Source organism: Microbacterium sp. TPU 3598, assembly GCF_002356155.1.
Classification (GTDB): domain Bacteria; phylum Actinomycetota; class Actinomycetes; order Actinomycetales; family Microbacteriaceae; genus Microbacterium; species Microbacterium maritypicum_A.
This window is the reverse complement of the sequence record NZ_AP017975.1, coordinates 3,579,249-3,596,785: the sequence shown is the minus strand read 5'-3', so window position 1 is coordinate 3,596,785 and position 17,537 is coordinate 3,579,249. Positions and strand designations below refer to the sequence as shown.

Here is a 17,537-nt window from a genome sequence, read left to right as displayed (position 1 = left end):
TCGGTCACGGTGTCACTCGGCGACGAGCGCGTCGATCTTCTTCGCCGCGTTCCCGAGGAAGTCGTCGATCGACTCCTTGTCGAAGATCACGGCGGAGGAGTACTCGTCGCGGAACGCCTGCCACGCCTCGACGGAGTTGGGGATGCTGGGCACGTCGGCGGTCTTCTCAGCCTGCTCGGCGAAGGCCACGTAGTTCGGGTTCGCAGCGAAGTAGTCGCCGTAGGTGTCGGTGAGTCCGGTGCGCATCGGCATCTGCCCCGTGGCCTCGAGCAGCTGGCCGTCGCTGTCCTCGCTGGTGGAGAACTTCAGGAACTCCCACGCGGTGCCCTGGTTCTTGCAGGCCGTGAACATCGACACGCTCTTCGAGTCGGCGAAGGTCGTCGGAGTCTCTCGGCCGTCGCTGGTGGGCACCGGCATGAAGCCTACGTCGACGGTGTCGGCGTAGGAGGGGATCGCCCAGGGGCCGGCGAGCTGCATGGCAGTGGTACCTGCCGACATCGCGTCGTCGGTCGACGCCTCGTTCGGCGACAGCTTCTCGTCGTAGAAGGTCTTCCAGAACTCCGAGACGGTGCGCCCGGCATCCGAGTCGAACGTGGACTTGCCGTCTTCGACGAGCATCGTGCCGTCGGTCTCGGCCAGGTACAGCGGATAGAAGTCGAACCACGGCTGGTAGAACTCGCTCGTCGGCGCCGGCCAGATCGCACTCTGCACGCCGGAGGCGACGATCGCGCGCGACCCCTCGAGGAACGCGTCGTACGTGTTCATCTGCGGGTCTTTTGGGTCGATCCCTGCGGCCTGGAAGAGCGCCTTGTTGTACATGACCATCACGGGGTTCGACTTCCACGGGAGCTGGTAGAAGCTGCCGTCGCTCGCGTAGGCGTCGACCTCTCCACCGCGCTCGGTGATGTAGTCGCTGCCGCCGTCGATCTTGCTGAGGTCGACGAGTCCGCCCTGCTTGACCCAGCCCGAGACCGCGGCCGGGGCCACGTTGTAGACGAGGCAGGGAGCCGTGCCGGCGGTGATCGCGGCGGTGATCGCCTCTTCCGAAGAGGAGCCGGCGGGGATCTCCTGCGCCTTGACCTTCTCGTCGGGGTGCTCGTCGTTCCAGGCCTTGACCACGGCGGTGCCCCAGGCGAGTTCCTGTTCGTTGTTGGAGAGCCAGATGCTGATGGGGCCGGTGCCGTCGGCTGAGCTTTCGCCGCCGCCTCCGGCCGAGCATCCGGTGGCGATGAGAGCGGTGGCGCCGATCAAGGCGATTGCGCGGAGCTTCTTCATGGTGTCCTCCTTGACACTGCGGGTGGTGACGCTGCGGGTGGTGACGCTGCGGTGGTGATGCTGCGGTGGTGATGCTGCGGTGGTGATGCTGCGGTGATACGGATGTCTACTAGCTGGTGCTCTCCCGGAAGTGCACGACGTTGCAGTCGACATCCTCGGTGCGCGGCCGCGCCCCGAGGATGTCTGCCCGCAGGAGGCGGGCGGCGGCGCGGCCTCGGGCCGCGGGGTCGGATGAGACGCTGGTCAGCGCCGGAGACAGGTGGGCGGAGAGGTGGTCGTCGTCGAAGCCCGAGATCGCGAGGTCCTGCGGGATCGAGAGGCCCTGGGAACGGGCGTAGGAGAGCCCGGCGATGGCCATGGTGTCGTTCGAGTAGAGGATCGCAGTCGGGCGGTCGGGCAGGGCGAGGAGCTCGGCGGTGCGGGTGCGCCCGCTCGCGGCGGTGAAGTCGCCCTCGCGGAGCAGCTCGTCGTCGCCGATCGCCGCGACATAGGCGTCTGCACGCGCTTTCGAGTGCACGTATTCGAGCGGCCCGGAGATGTGGGCGATGCGCTCGTGCCCGGCGGCCCGGAGGTGCGCGATGATCTCGCGGACCGGGGCGGTGTCGTCGGTTCGCACACACGAGAACCCGGTCGGCTGGTCATAGGCGCCCACCAGCACGGTGGGCAGTCCGAGGTCGTCTAGGAAGGGCACACGCCAGTCGTCGGTGCGCAGGTCGAGCAGGAGGGCGCCGTCGGCGCGGCCGTGGGTGAGCGTGCGGTAGGCCCGTTCCTCGGCGTCGCGGTCGGGGACGACCTGGAGCAGGAGTGCCGTCTCGGTCTCGGCGAGCACCGACTCGACGCCGGCGATGAAGGCCGGGAAGAAGGAATCGTTCGCGATGACCTGGGGGTCGCGGGCCAGCACCACGGCGACCGCGTTGGCTCGACGGGTGGCGAGTGCCCGTGCGCTCTGGCTCGGCGCCCAGTTCAGCTTCTCGGCCGCTGCGAGGACCTTCGCCTTCGTCTCGTCGGAGATCGGGCGGTTGCCGCTCAGGGCGTGCGAGACCGTGGCCTTCGTGACGCCTGCTTCGCGAGCGACATCGGCGATGGTCGTGCGGCTCATGCCACCTCCTCGTGGATTCCGGACGCTCCGATGCGCTCATCGGTGAACCGGTTTGATGAGTGTAAACCGGTTTGATTTCGGAAGTCAACGGTACGACCGCGGTGCGACGACGCTCGGCGAGCGCGGGCTCAGACGAAGCGGACGGTCTGCTGCAGGCGGGTGCGCACGTCGAAGAGCTCGTTGCCCCCGATCGCCCGCGCCTGCGGCACACCCTGACGCAGCACCATCGCGAGAGCGCTGCGTCGCACCACGACGACCGGAATTCCGCGGCTCGTGCCGAGCGGCGTGACGGCTTGGGCGAGGTCGTCGTCGGGCAGCACGATGATCGCCCCGCCGAAGCGCACGCGCGCGGCCTTCGCGACGGTGCGCATCCGACGCAGAGCAGCGGTGACCGGCGCGCGGGTGCCCAGACTCGGGCCGGTGATCTCGCCGCGGCGGAAGCCCACGACACCCCCGAAGTCTTCAGACATCACGCCGTACAGTCCGGACGGGCCGAGCACCACATGGTCGAGTTTGTCGTCGGCATCCGCTCCCACCGCGACGTCGTGCCACACCGTGAAGCCCATGCCGAGGTCGGAGACCGTGCGGGCCGTGGCCTCCTCCGCCAGCGCGTCGGCGAGCATCCGCCGCAGGTCACGCGGAGCCGAGCGCACGAGCGCGGGGTCATACGGATCGGGGACCTCGACGCCGCGGCCGGCCCATTCGCGAATGAGCACGAGGTAGCGTTCACGGCGCCAGCCGCCGGGGTGCCCGTAGGACCGGGCGCGGGGACGGGTGTCGGTGCGGGCGGCGGGCGGGCGCCATCCGCTCCACTCGGTCCCGGGCTCGGCGGCCGTCGCTCCTGCCACACCGGAGCGGCGGTCGTAGGCGGCGCGGCTCTCGACGGTGCCGACCAGCTCCCACGCGCGCTGCACCTGGATGAACATCGCCGCATCTCCACCGGTATCGGGGTGCGTCTGCCGGAGGCGGAGGCGATAGGCGCGGCGCAACTCGACGTCGTCGACCGTGGGGTCGACGTCGAGGATCTCGTAGGCCGAAGCCGAGAGCGGACTGTCGAACATCGCTCTCCCTCCGCGACCGCGGCATCCAGGATATCCGGCGGCCGTTGTGGTTCTCCCGATGCCGGGGGGGTCAGGCGGGCACGTCGACGATGCGCTCCACGCCGAGAACGGGTGCGATCCCGCCGCCCGATGCGGCGGCGAGGTCGTCCGCGAGGTGCGCGAGCTCCGGCTCCGGTGCCCACAGCTCGAGCGTGGCTGTCGCCGCGTAGGTCGGCTCGCCGAGCGTCGCGCCGTGATGCGCCGCCCATTCGCGCAGCAGGTTGTCGTAGCGGCCGGCGTCGGCGTGCGGAACCTCGAACGTCACCTGGCGCAATGCCGCCCGCCGCACGAGCGCGGCCAGGTCGAGTGCCTCCGACACCGCTGACGAGTAGGCACGCACCAGGCCACCCGCTCCGAGCTTCACCCCGCCGAAGTACCGTGTCACGACCGCGACCACGTCGGTCAGTCCGCGCCGACGCAGCACCTCGAGCATCGGGATGCCCGCGGTGCCGGACGGTTCGCCGTCATCCGACGACCGCGCCTGCTCGCCGAGCAGACCCGTCACCATCGCCGTGCAGTTGTGGTTGGCATCCCACGCCTTCTTGCGGATGCCGGCGATCACGGCCTCGGCCTGCTCGACCGAGGTGACGGGCTCGATCCGCGTGAGGAAGCGTGACTTGCGGATGACGGTCTCATGCTCGACGGCAGACGCGATGGTCGCGGGGTAGCTGCGGGCGGCGGTCACCCGCCTCACGATACCGATGCCGCGGGAGGCTCAACCATCGACGAACGCCATCTGCTGCGGGTTGTAGCGGTCACCGCTCACGCCGATGCGTGTCGCGAGGGCAGTGAGGTCGGCGACCTCGTCGGCCGAGAGTGCGACGGCCGTGCTCGCGGCGTTCTCCGCGATGCGGGTGGTGCGCCGGGTGCCGGGGATCGGCACGATCCACGGCTGCTGGGCGAGCAGCCAGGCCAGCGCGATCTGGCCGGCCGTGGCGTCCTTGGCGGCGGCCAACTGCGCGACATGCGCCACGAGCGCCTGGTTCGCGGCCCGGTTCTCTGCCGTGAAGCGCGGAATCGTGGCGCGGATGTCGCCGGCCGCGAAGTCGGACGCGGTGTCGACGGTGCCGGTCAGGAAACCTTTGCCGAGCGGGCTGAACGGCACGAATCCGATGCCGAGTTCGGCGAGCACCGGCAGGATCTCCGCCTCGGGGTCGCGGGTCCACAGGGAGTATTCGCTCTGCAGCGCGGTGACGGGATGTACGGCGTGCGCGCGGCGGATCGTCTCGGCCGACGCCTCGGAGAGCCCGAAGTGGCGCACCTTCCCCTCGGCGATCAGCTCGCCGACCGTGCCGGCGACGTCCTCGATCGGCACATCGGGATCGACACGGTGCTGGTAGAAGAGGTCGATCACATCGGAGCGCAGACTCCGCAGCGATGCCTCGGCCACCCGGCGGATCTGCTCGGGTCGACTGTTCAGGCCGACGCTCTTGCCGTCCTGGATATCCCACCCGAACTTCGTCGCGAGCACGACCCGGTCGCGGATGGGCTCGAGTGCCTCGCCCACGAGCTCCTCGTTCACATACGGTCCGTACACCTCGGCGGTGTCGAAGAAGTCGACGCCGTGATCGACCGCCGAGCGCAGCACCGCGATCATGTCGTCGCGGGTACCCGGATTGGGGCCGTAGCTCTGTGACATGCCCATGCAGCCGAGTCCGACCGCCGAGACCTGAAGGCCCTGTCCGAGAGTGCGCGTGTGCATGAGTGGTCCTTTCGTCGCGGCCGCGGACGGATCGGCGGCCTGGACCCGACGCTACGCGCACGTGCGGCGACGGGGGAGGGTCTGGTGGAACCCCGTTGACGGGAGCCCCTCTCTCGGCAGGAGGCCGCTGCCGGACCCTCCTGCGCGCCGCGCGGATCCATCGAAGGGTGGAGACCCGTCTCCGCCCCCTGCGCGATCCGGTCGAGGATGAGGGCGGCTGGACTGGAGTCATGCTCCGCACCCTCCGCTCCCTTCCGCTGTGGCTCACCTCTCGTCGCGGGGGATGGATCTCCCTGCTGATCGCGGCGGTCGCGTTCACCGCCCTCCTCGGCGCGTTCGGACGGGCATCGGTCCCGGCAGGCAACGACGTGGCTCCGCCGGATTCCGAATCCGCGCAGGCCGCGCTCCTCGCCGAGCAGTTCCCCGACGCGGACGAGCACACGGTAATGCTGGTCGCCTCCCGTGACGACGACGCGCAGCTCAGCGATGCCGACCTCGCCGCCCTGGGTGCGCTCTCGGGCGAAGTCGAAGCGGAGACCGGGCACGCCCCCCACGGTCCGATCGTCAGCGACGACGGCGAGGCCGCGGTGATCCAGGCGACGCTGACCCTGGACGACGACGACGCCGCCGCTGAGGCCGTGCACGGTCTGCGCGACACCGTGGCCGAGCACCCCCTCGACGGGATGCATGTGCAGGTCACGGGCGGGCCCGCGTTCGGTGTGGACGTCGCCTCCGCGTTCGACGGCGCGGACTTCACGCTGTTGATGGTGACCCTCGGGATCGTGGCCCTGCTGCTCATCGTCACGTACCGCTCGCCCGTGCTGTGGATGATCCCCCTCATCGTGGTCGCCCTCGCCGATCAGCTGGCCAACAAGGCGACCGCGGCGATCGGCGCCGGGCTCGGGCTGCAGTTCGACTCCGGGATCGTGAGCGTGCTCGTCTTCGGTGCCGGAACGAACTACGCCCTCCTGCTCATCTCGCGCTACCGCGAAGAACTCGCCCGCGAGACCGATCATCGCCGCGCCCTGGTCGCCGCCTGGCGTGCCACCGCCCCCGCGATCGTCGCCTCGAACGTCACCGTGGTCCTGGCGCTGTCGACTCTCGCCCTCGCGGTGATCCCGGGAACGCGCGGGCTCGGCATCGCCTCTGCCGTGGGCCTGCTGATCGCGCTCGCCGCCGTGCTCCTGGTGCTGCCACCGGCGCTCGCCGTGTGCGGCCGTCGATTGTTCTGGCCGTTCGCGCCGCGCGTGGGCGATGTCGCGGCCACGGGCCGCGTGTGGGGTGCGGTGGCTCAACGCGTCTCCCGGCGCCCGTGGGTGCCACTGGTCGGCGGACTCGCGCTGCTCGGCGTTCTCGCCGGTGGGCTCGCCGGAGCGTCCGTCGGGCTCACCCAGGTCGAGAAGTTCCGTGTCGTGTCCGAGTCGGCCGCAGGTCTCACGGTGCTCGGCGATCACTTCCCGGCCGGGGAGGCGCAGCCGATGTTCGTGATCGGCGATACGGCGGAGGCCGATGCGCTGGTCGCCGCGATCGACGACGTGCCGGGTGTGCTCCGGGTATCGGCGACCGGGGAGAGCAGCGACGGAGCGCTCACCCGTCTGCTCGTCGTCGGTGAGCCGGCGCCCGGAACGCCCGCGAGCCTCGACCTGGTGAGCGCGGTACGAGAGGCCGTGCAGACGGTGCCGGATGCCGACGCCGTGGTGGGCGGCCCGGTGGCGGCGGATCTCGATGCGCGCGAGGGCAATCGGCGCGACCTGCTGCTGGTCGTCCCGCTCGTCCTCGCCGTCAGTCTGCTCGTGCTGATCGTGCTGCTGCGTTCCCTGGTGGCGCCGGTGCTGCTGCTCGCGGTGAACATCCTCAGCGCGGTCGCGGCCATCGGTGCCGGCACGTGGCTGAGCAGGGTCGTGTTCGGGTGGGACGCGCTCGACCTCCAGGTGCCCCTGTTGTCGTTCCTGTTCCTGGTCGCGCTCGGGATCGACTACACGATCTTCCTCGTCCATCGCGCGCGCACGGAGGCACGGACGGTCGGCACGCGGCAGGGGATGGTGCGCGCCCTCACCGCGACGGGCGGCGTGATCACGAGCGCCGGTGTCGTGCTCGCGGCCGTGTTCGCTGCGCTGGGCTTGCTGCCCCTGGTCACGCTCGGGCAGATCGGCCTCATCGTCGGGATCGGCGTGCTCGTCGACACCTTCGTCGTGCGCACCCTGGTGGTCCCGGCGATCTTCGCGATCGTCGGCGAGCGGATGTGGTGGCCGCGGAAGGCCGGGGGTGCGGGATCCCGCGGGGATCGACACGCGGATCGACACGGAGACCGGCCGCACGGGGGAGAATACGAAGATGCCGCAGTCGCCATCTCCGCAGACGCGGACTGAGCGTTCCGGCCGCGTCGATTCCGCGGCCGGGATCCGCGCGCCGCGCACGTGGGCGAGCCTGGTCGGTTCCATCCGGATCGGTCAGGCCGTCATCACGGTCGTGCTGCTCGTGGTCGGTGCGTGGCGCGCCGCGGCGGACGGTGTGCCGCTGCCGTGGGTCCTCGCCCTCTCGCTCGTCTTCCTCGGCTGGTACGGCGGCGGTCTGCTGCTCGGCGAACGCACCGCCGACCGTCGCCTCGCGACCTGGTGGCTGCTCGGGCTGACCCTCATCTGGCTCGGCGCGGTCGTGGTCTCGCCGGAGTTCGTGTGGCTCGCCTTCCCGCTGTGGCTGCTCGCCGGATTCGTGATGCGCCTGCGGTGGGCGCTGCTGCTCAGCGTCGTGGTCCTCGCCGTGGTGGTGACCGCTCCGCTGCTGCACACCGGCACCACGACCTATGCGAACGTGATCGGTCCCCTCGTGGGCGGCGTCTTCGCGCTGGGGATCTCGCGCGGGTACCTCGAGCTCGTCCGCGACGGGCGCGAGCGCCGTCGGCTGATCGCCTCGCTGGTTGCGACCCAGGAGGAGATGGCAGCTTTGCAGGACGAGCTCGCCCGCACCCAGCGCGAGTCGGGGGCGACGGCCGAGCGCACCCGGGTGTCGCGCGACATCCACGACACCGTCGCGCAGAGCGTGTCGTCGATCGGGATGCTCGCGCGTTCGGCCCTGGAGGTCGACGATCCGTCGCAGCGCACGCGCGCTCTCGAGCAGATCGGCGCCCTGGCTGCGGAGGGGATGGCGGATGCTCGGCGCATCGTGAACGCCCTGGCGCCGGCGGAGCTGGAGTCGACGGCGCTCGGCGACGCCCTCGCCCGGATGCTGGAGCGCCTCACCGAGGAGACCGGGATCGAGGCCGCTCTGCACGCCGACGACGACTTGCCGTCGCTCGGCATCGATGCCGAGGTGGCCCTGCTGCGGACGGCGCAGTCGGCCCTGGCGAACGTCCGCTCCCACGCATCGGCCTCCCGTGTCGTGGTCACCCTGGCCGATGCGGGCGATGCGGTGCGCCTCGACATCGTCGACGACGGGATCGGGTTCGACGCCCGGCACTGGGACGCCCAGGGCGGCGTCGGCAGCCGCGGCGGCGGCTACGGACTGCGTTCGATGCGTGCGCGCCTGCGGGAGCTCGGCGGAGGGCTCGATGTGGAGAGCGCCCCGGGCGACGGCACCGCGCTCTCGGCGCACATCCCTCTGGGCCGCGCCGCTCAGGGGCGACGGAACGGAGAACAGGGATGACCCCGGTGCGCGTGCTGCTCGTCGATGACCATCCCATCGTCCGCGCCGGTGTGCGCTCGCTGTTCGACCACCGTGACGACGTCGAGGTGGTCGGTGAGGCGGCGTCCGGAGAAGAGGCGCTCGCTCTCGCTCGGCACCTGCATCCCGATGTCGTGCTGTGCGACCTGCGGCTCGGTGAGGGCATGGACGGCGTGCAGACGACCGCCGCCCTGCGCACGCAGGATCCGGCCCCGGCCGTCCTGATCCTCACGACATTCGATCGCGACGCCGAGATCCTCGGTGCGATCGAGGCGGGAGCGGCGGGGTACCTGCTCAAGGATGTCGCCCCGGACGAGATCGTGCGTGCGATCCGGCAGGCCGCATCCGGCGGACTCGTGCTCAGCCCGGAGCTCAGTGAGCGGGTGGTGCAGGTCATGCGCGCGCCGCGGGTGCGGCTGACGGGCCGTGAGCTGGAGGTGCTCCGGCTGCTCGACACGGGGGCGTCGAACCGCGAGATCGCCAAGACGCTGTTCGTGACGGAGGCCACCGTCAAGACCCACCTCGTGCACGTGTTCGAGAAGCTCGGCGCCGACAACCGGGCGCGTGCCATCGCCATCGCACGCGAGTCCGGTCTGCTCTGAGTCCGGTCTGCTCCGAGTCCGGTCTGCTCCGAGTCGCCCGCTGGCGCGGGCCGCGTGTGCGGGGCCGGACCCTGTCAACCGTTCGATGGATCCCCGGAACGGCCGCGACGCCGAGGCTGGAATCAGACCGAAAGGATTCCCGATGCGCAGACTCTTCACCGCCGCGTTCGCCTCCATGATCGCGGGCGTCGCCTCCGGACTCTTCTACCGAGAGTTCACCAAGATCAACGGCTTCCCCGAGGGGGAGGCGACGCAGCTCGGGCTCGTGCACACGCACCTGCTCGTGCTGGGCTTCATCGTGCTGTTGATCGTCCTGCTCCTCGAGAAGGCGTTCGCGCTCTCCGAGAGCCGCCTGTTCGGCTGGTTCTTCTGGCTGTACAACGCGGGCCTGGTGCTCACGTCGGCCATGATGATCTGGCACGGCTGCCTCACGGTGCTCGGGCAGGAGTCGTCGAGCATGATCGCGGGCATCGCGGGGCTGGGCCACATCCTGCTCAGCGCCGGTATGGTGCTGCTGTTCCTCGCCTTGCGGAAGCGTCTGTTCGCGACGAAGCCCGCCGCCCCGGCTGCGGCCGCCCCGGCCGTCTCGGCCTGACGGCGTTCACCACTCAGGAACTTCAGGGCCGGACAGCCATGTCCCCGTGATCCGGTCCGGTGCTCGACGAAGTTTCTGAGTGGTGAACAGAGAGACCGCCCGAGGCCGGAGTCAGTCCGCCTCGACCGAGTCGTCGCGGAGGTGCGCGATGTGCGCCGCGTGCCGGGCCAGGTGGTTCGGTGAGCGGCGCACGAACAGCCAGGCCACGAGCAGCACGACGAACCAGATCGGCGTCACGAGCAGCGCGGTCAGCGTGTCGGGCTGGGTCGTGAGCGCCCACAGGATGAACACGAAGAACGCCAGCACCACGTAGACCATGAACACACCGCCGGGCAGCCGGAAGGTCGACGCGGCGACCTTGTCCTTGCGGGTGCGGCGGTACACGAGGTAGCTGCACAGGAAGATCGTCCAGACGAACATGAAGCACAGGGCCGAGACCGTGGTCACCATGTCGAACGCGGTGCCGATGTCCTTGCCCGCGTAGAGCAGCACGACGCCGGAGAGCAGCAGGATGCACGACAGGAACAGTGCGTTCTGCGGCACCCGGCGGCGCGAGAGGCGGGCGAACATGCGCGGGGCGTCGCCGTCCTGTGCGAGACCGAACACCATGCGCGAGGTCGAGTAGATGCCGGAGTTCGCGCTCGACATGGCGGAGGTCAGCACCACGAGGTTCACCACCGTCGCGGCGATGCCGAGTCCGGCGAGGGCGAACATCGCGATGAAGGGGCTCTCGCCGGCGACGTACTCGGTCCACGGGGTGACCGCCATCAGCACGATGAGCGCGCCCACGTAGAACAGCAGCACACGGATCGGGATCGCATTGATGGCCTTGGGCAGGTTGCGCTTCGGGTCCTTGGTCTCCGCCGCTGCGGTGCCCACGAGCTCGATGCCGACGAACGCGAACACCGCGATCTGGAAGCCCGCGACGAAACCCATGAATCCGTGCGGGAACATGCCGCCCTTGTCCCACAGGTTCGAGAAGCTCGCGGTGCCGGCGTCGTGTTGGAATCCGGTGAAGATCATCACGAGTCCGGTGATGATGAGCGCCACGATCGCGACGATCTTGATCAGCGCGAACCAGAACTCCATCTCGCCGAACGCGGCGACGGTCGGGAGATTCAGGGCGAGCAGGATGACGATCACCAGCACGCCGGGGATCCACAGGGGGATTCCGGGGATGAGCGCATCCGTGTATCCCGCGATCGCGATCACGTCGGCGACGCCGGTGACCACCCAGCAGAACCAGTAGGTCCACCCCGTGAAGAAGCCCGCCCACGGGCCGAGCAGGTCGCTCGCGAAGTCGCTGAACGACTTGTACTTCAGGTTCGACAGCAGCAGCTCGCCCATCGCCCTCATGACGAAGAACAGCATGAAGCCGATGATCATGTAGACGAAGATCACCGAGGGGCCCGCGACCGAGATGGTCTTGCCGCTGCCCATGAACAGCCCGGTGCCGATGGCCCCGCCGATCGCGAGCAGTTGGATGTGGCGGTTGCTCAGCGCTCGCCGCAGATGCTGTTCCTCTCCGTCCGCGGCGGTGTCGCGCTCGCGTCCGGTTCCCCCCGTGTGCTGCTTCGTCACTTTCTTCCTCCGGTCCTCGTCGACGGTTGCCGTCCGACGGTACCTGGAGGAGGGGCCGAGTCCAGAATCGAGTACCGGTCTTCCGGCCCGCCGAATCGATTCGATAAGCTGGTGGCACCCCCGATCATCCCCTCAGTTCTGCGAGCCGCTCCTTCATGGCCACCTCCCTCACCACGGGCCGTCCGTGGCGCGTCATCCTTGCCTTCTCCATCCCGCTCCTGCTCGGCAACGTGGTGCAGCAGTTGTACCAGTTCGCCGACGCCATCGTCGTCGGCCGTCATCTCGGCGTCACCTCGCTCGCCGCCGTCGGAGCGACCGGAAGCCTGCTGTTCCTGCTGCTCGGGTTCGCCTGGGGGCTGACGAGCGGTTTCGCGATCCCGATCGCCCAGGCATTCGGTGCGAGGAACGACGCGGCCGTACGCCGATCGGTCGCGACCGGCGTACTGCTCAGCGCCATCACGAGCGTCATCCTGACCGTGGGGGCGCCCCTCCTCGCCGGCCCGATCCTGTCGCTGCTGCAGACGCCGCCCGAGCTGATGGCCGAGGCGACGATCTTCACGCAGATCAGCTTCCTCGGCGCGAGCGCGACGATGTTCTTCAACTACCTGTCCGCGATCATCCGTGCGATCGGCGACTCGAAGACGCCGCTGGTGTTCCTGACCGTGTCGTGTGCGCTCAACGTCGGCCTCGTCGTGTTGATGGTCGGGCCCCTCGAATGGGGAGTGGGGGGAGCTGCGCTCGCCACGGTCGTCGCTCAGGCCGTCTCGGTGGCGCTGTGCCTGGAGTTCGTGCGTCGGCGCCTGCCGATGCTGCACCTGCGCCGAGCCGACTGGCGCATCACCCGTGACGACATCGCCGAGCACCTGCGACTCGGCCTGCCGATGGGGTTCCAGGCGTCGATCATCGCGATCGGCACGCTCACGGTGCAGGTCGCGTTGAACACTCTCGGCGCCGACGCGGTCGCGGCCTACACCACGGGCTCGCGCGTCGACAGCCTCGCGGTCGCGCTGCTGTCTTCTCTCGGCCTCGCCGTCTCGATGTACGCGGCGCAGAACCACGGCGGTCGTCGGCCCGACCGCATCCGTCGCGGTGTGGTCGAGGCGACCTGGATGGCGGTCGCCGCCGGCGTGGTCCTCGGTGCCCTGCTGGTCGCATTCGGTGCCCCGATGGTGCGCCTGTTCATCGGCGAAGGATCCGACGTCGTCGTCGACGACGCGCATCGGATGCTCATCATCAACGGCTGCGGGTATTGGGCGCTCGGCATGCTGTTCGTGCTGCGCGGCGCTCTTCAGGGACTCGGTCACACGCTCGTGCCCACCGTGACCGGCGTGATCGAGCTCGTGATGCGCGTGGGCGCGGCGATCGTGCTGGGGGCATGGATCGGATTCGACGGTGTCGCGTTGAGCAACCCGCTCGCCTGGCTCGGAGCGATCGTGCTGCTCGTCCCCGCGTACATCCGCGCCCACCGCGCTCTCGGACGGCTGCCCATCGACCCCGCGGAGGCGACGGAGACCTCGGCCATCGCGATCGTCGGACCGACCGACGGGTCGATGGTCGTGGACGCGGTCGTCACCCAGCCGGTGCGGGTCGTGCGGGCGCGCCGCCTGCGTTGGCCACGTCGTCGCTGACAGCCGCGCCGCTGTCGTTCCGACTGTGCCGGTCCGTACAGATATCCGCCTTCAGGATGATGCGAGTCGCACTTGAGGCGGATGCCCATTCCGGGGGACACTTCTAATGTCGAATGAGTGGAGTAACCACTGACGGGGGGTCGTCATGACGACATTGAGAATGGCCAGTGATCTGGCTGCGGTGATGGTGCCGATCGGTTACGTGGGTGCGGCGCTCGCCGTCATCTTCGCGATCGTCGCGGCGGTCGCGATCGTCCGGGGTTCCGGTGGGCTCGCCGGGGGCGCGGTGGGTCTGTGGATCGTCGGCGCGCTGATGAGCTTCGCGGCGTCCTTCGCGCGCGAGTGGACGCCGCTGATCGTGGCATGCGCGGCGCTGACGGCGATGCTGATCGTCGGGAGCGTCGTGCGCGCGATCGTGAATGCGGCCGGGGTGGAACGTGCCGACCGCGCGGTCGAGGAGCTGCCGAAGGCGGTTCCCGCGTCGAAGACGCCCGTCACGGCGACGTCGAAGACGCCCGTCACGGCGACGTCGAAGACGCCCGTCGCAGCGACGTCGAAGGTTGCGCTCACGAAGACCGGGCCGGCGACGGCGACGATCGCCGTCGTGCGCTGACCTCAGCGGTAGTCACGGTCACGGTGCTGCCCGGCCTCGTCGCCGGACTGCACCCGCGCGGCTTCGCGTGCCCGCAGCTCGACGCGTCGGATCTTGCCGGAGATCGTCTTGGGGAGCTCGGGGACGAACTCGATGATCCGCACCCACAGATGCGATGACAACCGTTCGTGCGCGTGGGCGAAGATCGCGCGCGCCGCATCCGAACCGACGGCCGGGGCCTCCGGGGTCAGGCAGATGTAGGCCTTCGGCACCGCAAGACGCGTGGGATCGGGACTCGGGATCACCGCTGCCTCGATCACGAGGTCGTGCTCGAGCAGCACGGACTCGAGCTCGAAGGGTGAGATCTTGTAGTCGGAAGCCTTGAACACGTCGTCGGAGCGGCCGACATAGGTGAGATAGCCGTCGTCGTCGCGCACGGCGATGTCGCCCGTGTGGTGGTAACCGCCCGTCCGTGACTCCGCGGTCTTCTCCGGGTCGTCGTAGTAGCCGGCCATGAGCCCGAGCGGCGGCTGCGACAGATCGAGCGCGATCTCACCCTCGCCCTGCCCCTCGGTGACTGCGCCGGTGACCGGGTCGAGCAGCACCACCGGATAACCGGGCAACGGGCGTCCCATCGAGCCGACCTTGACCGCCTGGCCGGGGGAGTTGCCGATGCACGCGGTCATCTCGGTCTGACCGAACCCGTCGCGGATCGTCCCGCCCCAGGCGTCACGCACCCGGTCGATGACCTCGGGGTTCAGGGGCTCGCCCGCGCCCACCAGTTCGCGCGGAGGGCGGGTGAGCCGGGCGAGATCGGCCTGGATCAGCATGCGCCACACCGTCGGCGGCGCACAGAACGTCGACACGTGGTGGGTGTCCATGACCTGCATGAGCGTGTTCGCGTCGAAGCGGGCGTAGTTGTAGACGAAGACGGTGGCCTCGGCCAGGAACGGCGAGTAGAAGCTGGACCACGCGTGCTTGGCCCAGCCGGGGGAGGAGATGTTGAGGTGCACGTCGTCGGGGCGCACCCCGAGCCACCACATGGTCGACAGGTGCCCGATCGGGTAGGAGGCGTGGGTGTGCTGCACGAGCTTCGGGCGGTTCGTCGTGCCCGAGGTGAAGTAGAGCAGCGCGGTGTCGGACGAGGGGGTCGGACCGTCGGGCGCGAAACCCGCCGGAGCGGCGGTGGAATCGGCGAAGCGTGCCCAGCCGGAGGAGATGTCGTCGCCGACGCCGATGCGCGGGATGCCGGGATCGATGTCGTCGAGGCGATCGGCGAGCGCTCCGAGAGTGATGACCGCCCGCGCGCGTCCGTGCTCGACGCGGTAGGCGAGGTCCGAAGCCGACAACAGGGTCGAGGTCGGGATCGACACGGCGCCGATCTTCGTGATCGCCAGCATCACCTCCCACAGCTCGATCGTGTTGTTCAACATCACGATCACGTGGTCGCCGCGACCGATGCCGAGCGTGCGGAGCCAGGAGGCGACCTGGTCGGATCGCGCCGAGAGCTGCCCGTAGGTCCAGGAGCGCAGGCTCAGGTCGGCCTCGACGATCTGAACCGCCGGGCGGTCGGGGTTCTCGCTCGCGACCACGTCGAACCACTCCAACGCGAAGTTGAACTCGTCGACCTCCGGCCAGACGAATCCGTCGCGGGCCGCCGCATAGTCGGTGGCGTTCGCGAAGAGGAAGTCCCGCATCTCGCGGACGGTGTGCGTGGCGGCGGTGGCGCTGCGTCTCATGGTGCTCCCTTGCTCCTGGCTGGCGTGCCTTCCATCCTCGCGCACGCACCGACGCTCCGCTCGTTCCGGTCGCACTTCGTGCCGTCTGAAACGGAATCGGACGGCACGAAGTGCGACCGGAAGGGTCAGGTGGAGAGCACTCCCGGTCCGTCGCGCAGTTCGAACACGAGCTGGGTCTCGGTGCCGCGCACGACGGGGTGCACCGTGATGTGCTCGAGAACGATGTCGCGCAGGGCCGTCGCATCCTGCACGGCCACATGCACGAGGAAGTCGTCGACGCCGGCGACGTGGAACACCTGGAGGACGCGCGGGATGTCGACCAGGGCATCGAAGAGGGCCGTCACCTTGTCTCCTGTGTGGTTCGCCAGGCGCACCTTGATGATCGCCTGCAGCGGGAAACCCAGAGCGGCCCCGTCGACGCGGATGCGCGTGTCGCGGATCACTCCGCGCTCGCGCAGCGCCCGCACCCGATGTGCGCAGGTCGACTCGGCGAGGCCGAGGCGATGTGCGAGCGCCTTGTTCGTCGTCTCGGCGTCGCGGCTGAGGACCGCGAGCAGCTCGAGGTCGGTCTCGTCGAGTTGTGCTTTCGCCAACGGGGGGCCTCCTTGCCTTTCGGATCCTGCACAGAATAGCGTTCAGCGTCGAATTCCTGGCGGCTTCTGTCGAGTTCCTGCGGTTTCATCGTGATTCCGGCAACGTGGAGTCATGACTGCACCGCTGCATCCCGACACCGTCGCCGTCCACGGCGGCCGCTCCGACCTCGAGGGGCTCGGGGTCCACGCGCTGCCGATCGATCTGTCGACCACGAACCCGCTCCCGGACATCGAGCGCGGCGGCGACTCGTACGAGGCCATGGCGACGGGAGGGCGTCCTCCGGCGGACGGCAGCATGGTCTACGCGCGACTGTGGAACCCCACGGTCGCCCGCTTCGAGGAGGCACTCGCCGAGCTCGAGCACGCCGAGGCTGCGGTCGCCTTCGCCTCGGGCATGGCCGCGATGACGGCCGTGATCCTGGCGAACACGGGAGCGACCGGGGCGCGCCACGTCGTCGCGGTGCGTCCGCTCTACGGGGGGACCGACCATCTGCTCGGCTCCGGCCTGCTCGGCGTCGAGACCACCTACTGTCACCCCGATGAGGTCGCGGCGGCCGTGCGCCCCGACACCGGCCTCGTCGTGGTGGAGACCCCGGCGAACCCCACCCTCGACATCGCCGACATCGCCGACGTCGTGCGCCAGGCCGGCGCGGTACCGGTCGTCGTCGACAACACGTTCGCGACCCCCGTGCTGCAGAATCCGATCGACCTCGGGGCGGCGATGTCTCTGCACAGCGCCACCAAGTACCTGGGCGGGCACGGTGATGTGATCGCCGGCGTCGTCGCGTGCAGCGAGGAGACGGCGGAGGCTCTGCGCCGCGTGCGGGCGGTGACGGGAGGGCTGCTGCATCCCCTCGGGGCCTATCTGCTGCACCGCGGTCTCACGACCCTCCCCGTGCGGGTGCGGCACCAGCAGGAGAGTGCGCGGCGGATCGTGCAGTGGCTCATCGATCGCCCCGAGGTCGCCGAGGTGTTCTACCCGGGACTCGACGGCGACCCGCGCGGCATCCTGGAACGGCAGATGCGCGGTACCGGCGCGATGATCGCGATGCGCATGCGCGGGGGTTTCGCCGCGGCCTCTGCGGTCACCACCGCGACCGCACTGTTCACGCACGCGGTGTCGCTCGGCGGAGTGGACTCGCTGATCCAGCATCCGGCGGCGCTCACGCATCGGCCTGTCCCTCCCGAAGCGCGTCCGGCAGCCGACGTGCTGCGTCTGTCGATCGGCTTGGAGGATGTCGACGACCTCATCGCCGACCTCGCCCAGGCGTTCGCCGGCGTTCCGGCCTTCGAGGTCGATGCGCCCCTCTCCGACCGGGTCACCTCCTCGCGCGCGGCACACCGGGGGGCAGTTCGCGCCTGAGGAGGTGG

Annotated in this window: 15 protein-coding genes; 7 read left to right on the top strand and 8 right to left on the bottom strand. The window is 69.7% G+C overall.

All coding sequences use genetic code 11. The annotated features are described in order from the left end of the window. Positions 1 to 12: 12 nt before the first annotated feature. The 5 genes from MST3598_RS17165 to MST3598_RS17145 form a co-directional block, all read right to left on the bottom strand. Positions 13 to 1,275 (bottom strand): ABC transporter substrate-binding protein, encoded by a 1,263-nt coding sequence (locus MST3598_RS17165; protein ID WP_029260675.1) that lies wholly within the window; start codon positions 1,273 to 1,275, stop codon positions 13 to 15. A 109-nt stretch (positions 1,276 to 1,384) separates the two neighbouring features. After that, positions 1,385 to 2,374, bottom strand: a complete 990-nt coding sequence (locus tag MST3598_RS17160; protein ID WP_029260674.1) for a LacI family DNA-binding transcriptional regulator — start codon at positions 2,372 to 2,374, stop codon at positions 1,385 to 1,387. A gap of 128 nt (positions 2,375 to 2,502) precedes the next feature. Next, the gene (locus MST3598_RS17155; RefSeq protein ID WP_029260673.1) at positions 2,503 to 3,435 is read right to left on the bottom strand and encodes a DnaJ domain-containing protein; all 933 of its coding nucleotides are present in this window, start codon (positions 3,433 to 3,435) and stop codon (positions 2,503 to 2,505) included. Positions 3,436 to 3,505: 70 nt separating this feature from the next. Next, entirely contained in the window at positions 3,506 to 4,159 is a 654-nt protein-coding gene (locus MST3598_RS17150; protein ID WP_029260672.1) for an IMPACT family protein, read from the bottom strand. A gap of 30 nt (positions 4,160 to 4,189) precedes the next feature. Continuing rightward, positions 4,190 to 5,176 carry an aldo/keto reductase gene (locus MST3598_RS17145; protein WP_029260671.1) on the bottom strand — a complete coding sequence of 329 codons (987 nt, stop codon included), beginning with the start codon at positions 5,174 to 5,176 and terminating at the stop codon, positions 4,190 to 4,192. A gap of 230 nt (positions 5,177 to 5,406) precedes the next feature. Here MST3598_RS17145 and MST3598_RS17140 point away from each other — a divergent pair, with 230 nt between their 5' ends. The 4 genes from MST3598_RS17140 (at position 5,407) to MST3598_RS17125 (ending at position 10,033) form a co-directional block, all read left to right on the top strand. Further along, positions 5,407 to 7,545, top strand: coding sequence for an MMPL family transporter (locus MST3598_RS17140; protein WP_029260670.1), 2,139 nt, complete (start codon positions 5,407 to 5,409; stop codon positions 7,543 to 7,545). Next, positions 7,511 to 8,818, top strand: a complete 1,308-nt coding sequence (locus tag MST3598_RS17135) for a sensor histidine kinase (RefSeq protein ID WP_029260669.1) — start codon at positions 7,511 to 7,513, stop codon at positions 8,816 to 8,818. Before MST3598_RS17140 ends, MST3598_RS17135 begins: the two co-directional genes overlap by 35 nt. After that, positions 8,815 to 9,438: a response regulator gene (locus tag MST3598_RS17130; RefSeq protein ID WP_029260668.1), complete on the top strand. Its 624-nt coding sequence runs from the start codon at positions 8,815 to 8,817 to the stop codon at positions 9,436 to 9,438. The genes MST3598_RS17135 and MST3598_RS17130 overlap by 4 nt, the downstream gene beginning before the upstream one ends. A 142-nt stretch (positions 9,439 to 9,580) precedes the next feature. After that, on the top strand, positions 9,581 to 10,033 hold the full coding sequence (locus tag MST3598_RS17125; RefSeq protein WP_029260667.1) for a DUF2871 domain-containing protein: 453 nt from the start codon (positions 9,581 to 9,583) through the stop codon (positions 10,031 to 10,033). A gap of 111 nt (positions 10,034 to 10,144) precedes the next feature. Here MST3598_RS17125 and cycA read toward each other — a convergent pair whose 3' ends face one another. Beyond that, complete coding sequence (cycA, locus tag MST3598_RS17120) at positions 10,145 to 11,614, bottom strand: D-serine/D-alanine/glycine transporter (RefSeq protein WP_029260666.1); 1,470 nt, start codon at positions 11,612 to 11,614, stop codon at positions 10,145 to 10,147. 155 nt (positions 11,615 to 11,769) lie between these two features. Between cycA and MST3598_RS17115 the strand changes: the two genes are divergently transcribed. Beyond that, positions 11,770 to 13,242, top strand: coding sequence for an MATE family efflux transporter (locus MST3598_RS17115; RefSeq protein WP_029260665.1), 1,473 nt, complete (start codon positions 11,770 to 11,772; stop codon positions 13,240 to 13,242). 145 nt (positions 13,243 to 13,387) lie between these two features. Continuing rightward, complete coding sequence (locus tag MST3598_RS17110; protein ID WP_136053565.1) at positions 13,388 to 13,855, top strand: hypothetical protein; 468 nt, start codon at positions 13,388 to 13,390, stop codon at positions 13,853 to 13,855. A 2-nt stretch (positions 13,856 to 13,857) separates the two neighbouring features. Here MST3598_RS17110 and MST3598_RS17105 read toward each other — a convergent pair whose 3' ends face one another. Continuing rightward, positions 13,858 to 15,573 carry an AMP-binding protein gene (locus MST3598_RS17105; RefSeq protein WP_029260664.1) on the bottom strand — a complete coding sequence of 572 codons (1,716 nt, stop codon included), beginning with the start codon at positions 15,571 to 15,573 and terminating at the stop codon, positions 13,858 to 13,860. 125 nt (positions 15,574 to 15,698) lie between these two features. Beyond that, positions 15,699 to 16,166, bottom strand: a complete 468-nt coding sequence (locus MST3598_RS17100; protein ID WP_021201573.1) for an Lrp/AsnC family transcriptional regulator — start codon at positions 16,164 to 16,166, stop codon at positions 15,699 to 15,701. Between the two features lie 112 nt (positions 16,167 to 16,278). Between MST3598_RS17100 and MST3598_RS17095 the strand changes: the two genes are divergently transcribed. Then, complete coding sequence (locus MST3598_RS17095; protein WP_029260663.1) at positions 16,279 to 17,529, top strand: trans-sulfuration enzyme family protein; 1,251 nt, start codon at positions 16,279 to 16,281, stop codon at positions 17,527 to 17,529. Positions 17,530 to 17,537 lie beyond the last annotated feature (8 nt).